At 39.4% G+C, this 3,446-nt stretch carries 2 protein-coding genes; both read left to right on the top strand.

The window, feature by feature from the left end:
- Positions 1-419, top strand: a 419-nt coding sequence (locus ACFINO_RS09380; protein ID WP_375655537.1) for an autotransporter outer membrane beta-barrel domain-containing protein, incomplete at its 5' end; no start/stop codon positions are given.
- A 167-nt stretch (positions 420-586) separates the two neighbouring features.
- A partial coding sequence (locus tag ACFINO_RS09375) for an autotransporter outer membrane beta-barrel domain-containing protein (protein ID WP_375655535.1) occupies positions 587-3,446 on the top strand: 2,860 nt, incomplete at its 3' end.

Raw genomic sequence — 3,446 nt, 5'->3', positions numbered from 1 at the left:
CAACAGGGTATAAAGGTGTTGTTTTTGATCCGCAGATTCAGGTTGTTTATCAGCATCTTCAGTTTAATCAGGCGCGTGATATTGATAACCTTGATGTGGATTTAGGAAAATTTCATCAATGGGTGGGGCGTATTGGTGGGTGTTTAAGCAAGACGTTAGGTGTTGTGGAAGAGGGACGTGAAGTTTCTTTTTATAGTAAGCTTTCTTATTTGCATAGTTTTGAAGATAAGCAATTCGTTTCTTTTAAAAACGATTTTCAGTTAGGTTCCTTTGGTTCTTCTTTGGAAGCAGGGGTTGGGTTTAATGCCCGTCTCTCATCAAAACTTTCTCTTCGTGGAGATGTCACTTATCAGCATAGATTTAAGAAAATTGGTTTTTCTGGAACGAGTTTCTCTGCTGGATTGCGCCACCTTTTCTAGCGATACATAAACTATATAGTAACTTATATATAAGTATATAGTGTTATATTAAGTATTAAATTAAATATTTCATTTTATATTTATTGTATTTTGAGAAATTTATTATCTTAAATATAGATATTATTCTTCAATGAATAGAAGTAGGGGAATAGGAGGCGGCAAGAGTTATGATTTATGTATTTCATAAATATGTATTTTTATGCAACGTTACAACAGCTATTCTTTATTTTTTGCAGGTTACGTATGTTAATGCTGCAGGATCTTCAAGTGATGCAGGAGGGGCATTTTATAAATGCGATGATAGAAAAACACACTTTCTTGCAGATAAAGTCTATTACTTAAAAAGCTCTCAAGAGACGTCTGCTCATATTGCACCTATTGCAGCTATATATGTAGAAAAAGCAGGCACTATTGTTAATGCCTCTCAGATAACAGTTTTTGGCGATGATCCAGATAAAATATCTGCGTATGGGGCGTATGTAAGAAATGGTGGAAAAATTAATCTAATAGCTTCAGATTTTAAGAATATACCTGCTCTTCGTGCTCAAAATGCCGTTATTAGCATGACAGTAGGGGAAATTAAGGGGACTTCACATGCTATTTATGCATGGGGGAGAGGAACGGATATTGCTTTAGTGAGTGTGAATATCAATATTGAGCCAGATAATTTGAATGTAAAAGGGATCGGTATTATGAGTGGTTTTGATGCAATGGTTAAAATGACAGACGGTACCGTTGATTTTAACCAGATTGGCTCATTTTCAACTCGATTTGGGGGGCGCTATCTTCTTGATACTATGGGGATTACGGGGCAAGGAAGGAGGGAGGAAACTTTAACAGATGGTGATGGAGCTATGGGGGTATTGCCAGAAGCTTTTGAGGTTTTTCAAGGTGGTGACGTTCATTTGAAAAACAATTTTATTCAGCTGAACCATATGCATGCATTCTTGATGAAAAACTTTTCAGGTTATGTAAATGATAATGGTAAGTTAATTCAAAAATATATTTCACCAGATGGCTTTAAGAATACAAATATTAAGATAGAAAAAAACAATATTTCTGTTCAGGGTGAGGGAGTATATGGACTGTGCTTTAATGTTTTAGCTCCAGAAGAATTTGCTAAAATGTTGAGGCAACGAGATGATGAAAAAATTTTAGAAACCAAAAAAGTTATCACGGGGAGGGCATTTGTTTATTTATCAGAGACAAATATGACAGTTCCAGACGGGATTGCGATTTATGCGAAGGGGAATAAAGACTATGAAGTAAAAGGCACTCTTGAATTATCGGATGAAACAAAAATCTCTGGTGATTTGTTGCTAAAAGCTGGAAATAATGCTTCTCTATTGGTGAAAGCAAACGCTTCCTCTCTTACAGGAGGTACGCGTGTTGAGGGTAGATCGGTTATTGATTTAGAATTAATTCGTTATTCAAAATGGTATCTTACTAAAAGTAAATACAACGGTTTACAGGAATCTGTTTCATCGCTTTCTTCTCTAAGTCTTTCCAATAGCACATTGATCTTTGATGAAGATAGTGGTTATCAAACGCTACGCATTGGAAAAAAAGCAGATATAGGTGCAGGAGATAAAATTCTCGCATCAAAAGATAAAAAAGTCTACAGTGCTGAGGGAAACGCTCAGATTAGGTTGAATGCATTTTTGAATGATGAGGGTTTGTTTAATCCCCAAAAGACGGATCGCATATTGATCTATGGGGATGTTTCTGGAACGACATTCATTCATGTGCAAAATTTTCCAAAATATGCAAGTAAAAAAGTCCATGAGGGAAAAGATCAAAGCATTTCACTCATTCAAGTTGCTGGAACAGCGCAGGCAGGTTCTTTTCGACTCGCCAATGGTTATGATGATTATACTACGGTGAAAGGTTTTCCTTATCAATATCGTATTCGTGGTTATGGTCCAGGTTCGCCTTTTGGAGAAGCGAATGCTAAGCAAAGATTAGTGGAAGGTGAGGGAGATTTTTGGGATTTCCGACTCGAAGGGGTTTATATTTCTTCTAGAATAGGTTCTTATAATGGTCCATTTGGTAAACCTTCTTCGTTTTCATTATCTCATCCTGTTAATCCTCCATCTTCCGATCCACTTTCTACATCGTTGATATCTGACTCTCCTTCTTCTACGTTCTCTGCTCCTGTTGACCCTCCACCTCCCGATCCACTTTCTACGTCGTTGATATCTGTCTCTCCTTCTTCTACGTCCTCTGGTCCTGTTGATCCTCCATCTTCCGATCCACTTTCTACACCGTTGATATCTGACTCTCCTTCTTCTACGCTCTCTGCTCCTGTTGACCCTCCACCTCCCGATCCACTTTCTACGTCGTTGATATCTGTCTCTCCTTCTTCTACGTCCTCTGGTCCTGATGATCCTCCATCTTCCGATCCACTTTCTACACCGTTGATATCTGACTCTCCTTCTTCTACGTCCTCTGGTCCTGTTGATCCTCCTCCTTCCGATCCACTTTCTACACCGTTGATATCTGACTCTCCTTCTTCTACGTCCTCTGGTCCTGTTGACCCTCCATCTCCCGATCCACTTTCTACGTCGTTGATATCTGACTCTCCTTCTTCTACGTTCTCTGCTCCTGTTGACCCTCCACCTCTCGATCCACTTTCTACGTCGTTGATATCTGACCCTCCTTCTTCTACGTCCTCTGATCCTGTGGATCCTCCACGCCCCAATCCACTTTCTATGTCGTTGCCATCTGAGCCCTCTGCTCCGGAGGACACTTCATCTCCGGATTCTGTTCCTTCTCCTTCTGCCCCTGTTGAACCAAAGCCTTCTGAGTCCTCTGAGGCTTTGGAACCTTCATCTAATCTTCCTATGTCGCTTGATGTTCCGCTTGAGCTAGGTATTAGAGCTGTTGTTCCTCAATTGCCAACTTATCTCCTTTTACCAAATACTTTGTTCTATGTTGGTTTGATGGATACGACCACGCAAAATAAGTCGTTTGAGACAATACGGAATGCTTTTCATTCCTCTTGGAAAGATGATAAAAAGACAGCCT

Source organism: Bartonella sp. AA83SXKL, from assembly GCF_042196965.1.
Classification (GTDB): Bacteria; Pseudomonadota; Alphaproteobacteria; order Rhizobiales; family Rhizobiaceae; genus Bartonella.
Note: the sequence above shows the minus strand (reverse complement) of the source record. Positions and strands in the feature narration are given on the sequence as shown.